4 protein-coding genes are annotated in these 3,780 nt (G+C 71.3%); 3 read left to right on the top strand and 1 reads right to left on the bottom strand.

Going from position 1 to position 3,780, the window contains the following annotated elements:
* Nucleotides 1–83: 83 nt before the first annotated feature.
* From ABDW35_RS33680 to ABDW35_RS33670, 3 genes are read left to right on the top strand one after another with little or no spacing between them, the layout of a single operon-like run.
* On the top strand, nucleotides 84–914 hold the full coding sequence (locus ABDW35_RS33680) for an ABC transporter ATP-binding protein (RefSeq protein WP_343718217.1): 831 nt from the start codon (nucleotides 84–86) through the stop codon (nucleotides 912–914).
* Nucleotides 907–1,758 carry an ABC transporter permease gene (locus ABDW35_RS33675; RefSeq protein WP_343718216.1) on the top strand — a complete coding sequence of 284 codons (852 nt, stop codon included), beginning with the start codon at nucleotides 907–909 and terminating at the stop codon, nucleotides 1,756–1,758. Before ABDW35_RS33680 ends, ABDW35_RS33675 begins: the two co-directional genes overlap by 8 nt.
* 25 nt (nucleotides 1,759–1,783) lie before the next feature.
* Nucleotides 1,784–2,662, top strand: coding sequence for a TauD/TfdA family dioxygenase (locus tag ABDW35_RS33670; protein ID WP_343718215.1), 879 nt, complete (start codon nucleotides 1,784–1,786; stop codon nucleotides 2,660–2,662).
* A 165-nt stretch (nucleotides 2,663–2,827) separates the two neighbouring features.
* Here the strand turns inward: ABDW35_RS33670 and ABDW35_RS33665 are convergent.
* Nucleotides 2,828–3,780, bottom strand: a 953-nt coding sequence (locus tag ABDW35_RS33665; RefSeq protein WP_343718214.1) for a mannitol dehydrogenase family protein, incomplete at its 5' end; no start/stop codon positions are given.

The raw sequence follows: 3,780 nt of genomic DNA, 5'->3' as shown, positions 1-3,780 counted from the left end.
CCGCATCGGCCAGATCGCGACCACCACTTCGGATTGGCGCGACCTGTTCTTCCCGCCGCTGCACGACCGGCAGGGCAGCTGAGATGGCGGCCCCTGCCCTCGTCCCGGCGCCCGAGACACCGGCAGTACTGGTGCTGCGGGTGGAGGGTGTCACCCTGTCCTATGCCGTCGAGGGGCGCACCGTCACCGCGGTTGAGGATGTCAGCCTGGACATCCGGCGCGGCGAGCGGCTGGTGCTGCTGGGCCCGTCCGGCTGCGGCAAGTCGAGCCTGCTGAAGAGCATCGGCGGCTTCCTGCCGCCCGCCGCCGGCCGGGTGCTGCTGGACGGGCGGCCGGTGTCGCGGCCCGGCCCCGACCGGATGATGGTGCTGCAGGATTTCGAGCAGCTGCTGCCCTGGCTGACGGTGCGGCGCAATCTGGTCGCCGCCCTGTCCTGGGCCAAGCGCACCCGCCGGATCGAGGCCGAGGCGACCGCCGACGACATGCTGCAGCGCGTCGGGCTGGCCCGGGTGGCCGACCAGTACCCGAGCACCCTGTCGGGCGGCATGAAGCAGCGCGTCGCCATCGCCCGCGCTTTGGCGCTGCGGCCTGAGGTGCTGCTGATGGACGAGCCCTTCGCCGCGCTGGACGCCATGACCCGGCGCCGGATGCAGGAGGAGCTGCTGGCGCTGTGCGAAGAGACCGGCGTCACCACCCTGTTCGTGACCCATGCGATCGACGAGGCGATCGTGGTCGGCAGTCGGATCGTGGTGATGACCCCGCATCCCGGCCGGATCCGCGCCGTGATCGACCTGCCGGGCGGCCGCGGCCCGGACCGGGGCGACCCGGCCTTCGCCGCGCTGGAAGCCCGGATCGGCGGGCTGATCGCCGACCAGATCAGCGGCGGCGCCGAAACGGAGGCCGTCGATGGTTGACTATCAGGGCCTGCTGCAGGCGGGGTCGCCGCTGCGCCCGGCCAAGGCCGAGGCCGTGCCTGTGCGCCGCTGGATCAGCGCCGGAGGCTGGCGCCGCCTCGCCATCCTTGCGGCGCTGGCGGCGATCTGGGAGGTCGCGGCGCGGATCGTCGGCAGCCCGCTGCTGCTGCCCGGCTTCGTCACCACCGTGACCGCCTTCGGCCAGGGCGTGGCCAGCGGCGAGCTGCCGCTGCGCACTTTGGCGTCGCTGCAGGTGCTGGTGGCGGGCTACGCCATCGGCGTGGTCGCGGCCGCGATCCTGGCCGGCCTCGCCACCGCCAGCCGGCTGGGGGCCGAGCTGCTGTCGACCCTGACGGCGATGTTCAACCCGCTGCCGGCCATCGCGCTGCTGCCGATCGCGCTGCTGTGGTTCGGCCTGGGCACCCCCAGCCTGCTGTTCGTCATCGTCCATTCGGTGCTGTGGCCGCTGGCCCTGGCCGCCCATGCCGGCTTCCGCGCCGTGCCGCGCCCGCTGTCGATGGTCGGGCAGAATCTCGGCCTCGGCGGCGCCGCCTATGTCGCCCGCATCCTGGTGCCCGCCGCCTTCCCGGCAATCCTGGCCGGGCTGAAGATCGGCTGGGCCTTCGCCTGGCGCACCCTGATCGCCGCCGAGCTGGTGTTCGGCGTCTCCTCCCGCTCCGGCGGGCTGGGCTGGTTCATCTATGTCAACCGCAACCAGCTGGAGACGGCCAACGTCTTCGCCGGCCTGCTGGCCATCATCCTGATCGGCCTGCTGGTCGAAAGCCTCTTGTTCCGCACCCTGTCCCGGCTCACCGTCGAGCGCTGGGGCACGCAGAACCCCTGAGATCGACGGAAACGGAAACGCCGCCATGTCCTTCACCACCCGCCCCTTGTCCGAACTGCTGGGGGTCGAGATCTCCGGACTCGACCTCGCCACCCCGCTGGACGAGGCCACCTTCGCCCGGATCAAGTCGCTGTTCGAGGCGAACTCCCTGGTCGTGTTCCGCGACCAGCGCTTCACGCCGCAGCAGCACATCGATTTCAGCCGCCGCTTCGGCGAGCTGGAGATCCATGTGCAGCACCATTTCCACCTGGCTGGGCACCCGGAAATCCTGATCGTCTCGAACGAGATGCGGGAGGACGGCAAGCCGCTGGGCCTGGCCGATGCCGGGCGCTACTGGCATTCCGACCTGTCCTACAAGGCGGAGCCGAGCCTGGGGTCGCTGCTGCACGCTCAGACCCTGCCGCCGGTCGAGGGCGACACGCTGTTCGTCAGCATGGCCGCGGCCTATGACGCGCTGGACGACGCCACCAAGGCGCAGGTCGAGGGGCTGACGGCCGTGCACGACTACAGCGCCCGCAACGTGGCGCAGCAGGCCAAGAGCTCGCTGCGGCCGGGCCTGACCGCGGACCAGGCCAAGACCGTGCCGCCGGTGACTCATCCGGTGGTGCGGATCCACCCGGCGACCGGGCGCAAGGCGCTGTTCGTCAATGAGGGCTTCACCACCCATATCAACGAGCTGGAGCGGCCGCAGAGCGACGCGCTGCTGCGCCGGCTGTTCGAGCACATGATCCAGCCGCAGTTCCAGTACCGGCACCGCTGGCAGGCGCATGACCTGGTGTTCTGGGACAACCGCGCCACCATCCACCTGGCCACCGGCTGCCCGCCGCACCTGGCCCGCACCCTGTACCGCACCACGGTGAAGGGCGACCGCCCGATCGGGCCGAGGGATCGGGTGGCGGCCTGACAGCTCGCTCCTCGCGTTATCTCTCCCGCTTGCGGAACGCTTTTCGGAGTTCCCAGAACCGTCATTGCGAGCGCAGCGAAGCCATCCAGGGCCAGTGCGAACCGGCCGCTGGATCGCTTCGTCGCTGCGCTCCTCGCGATGACGGCAAGGAGCTGAGTCCGGTTCTCAGCCCAGCCGCGCATACTCCGCGGCCGTCGCCTTGGCGCCCTGGCGGTACAGCGCCTCAAGCGCCTTCGTCACCGCGGCCCGGAACTGCGGCTGGCCGGGCAGGTCGTCGCCGAACACGGTACGAACCCCGAGCAGCGCCGGCGCCAGCCGCTCCGCCACCGGCCCGGCCTCACGGGCGATCGCGGCGAGATCGGCCGCCAGCGGGTCGCGCACGTCGATCGGCTTGCCGGCTTCGTCGGTGCCGGCGACATAGCGCATCCAGGCAGCGACGCCGAGGGCGTGGCGGTCGACCGGCAAGCCGCGCGCCAGCCGGTCGCGCACGGTGCCCAAGAGCCGCTGCGGCAGCTTCTGCGTCCCGTCCATGGCGATCTGCCAGGTGCGGTGCTTCAGCGCGGTGTTGCGGAAGCGGTCGATCAGCGAACGGCGGTAGCCCGCGACATCGGCGCCGGGCGGCAGGGTCAGGGTCGGCGTCGAATCTTCCATCAGCGCCTCGACGAAGGCGGCGATCCCCGGCTCCGCCATCGCCGCCGCCACCGTCTCGCAGCCGGAGAGATAGCCGAGATAGGCCAGCGAGGAGTGGCTGCCATTGAGCAGCCGCAGCTTCATAGTCTCATAGGGCGCGACCTCGGAGACCAGCGTCGCCCCCGCCGCCTCCCAGGCTGGGCGGCCGGACAGGAAGCGGTCCTCGATCACCCATTGCAGGAAGGGCTCGGTGACGATCGGCCAGGCATCCTCGACCCCGAGCGCCGCGGCGATGCGGCCGCGATCCTCGTCGGTGGTGGCCGGCACGATGCGGTCGACCATGGTCTCGGGGCAGGCGATCTCGCCCTCGACATAGGCGCCGAGATCCGGCGAGACCAGCGTCGCGAAGCGCGACAGGATGCGGTGCAGCGTGCGGCCATTGGCCGGCAGGTTGTCGCAGCACAGCGGGGTGAACGGCGCCAGTCCCT

Source organism: Inquilinus sp. (assembly GCF_039594555.1).
Classification (GTDB): domain Bacteria; phylum Pseudomonadota; class Alphaproteobacteria; order DSM-16000; family Inquilinaceae; genus Inquilinus.
This window is presented reverse-complemented; position numbering and strand designations above follow the sequence as displayed.

What these genes read in the sequence shown, in the direction of transcription:
- ABDW35_RS33680 (WP_343718217.1), top strand. Translation starts at nt 84, where the DNA reads ATGGCGGCCCCTGCCCTCGTCCCGGCGCCCGAGACACCGGCAGTACTG.
- ABDW35_RS33675 (WP_343718216.1), top strand. Translation starts at nt 907, where the DNA reads ATGGTTGACTATCAGGGCCTGCTGCAGGCGGGGTCGCCGCTGCGCCCG.
- ABDW35_RS33670 (WP_343718215.1), top strand. Translation starts at nt 1,784, where the DNA reads ATGTCCTTCACCACCCGCCCCTTGTCCGAACTGCTGGGGGTCGAGATC.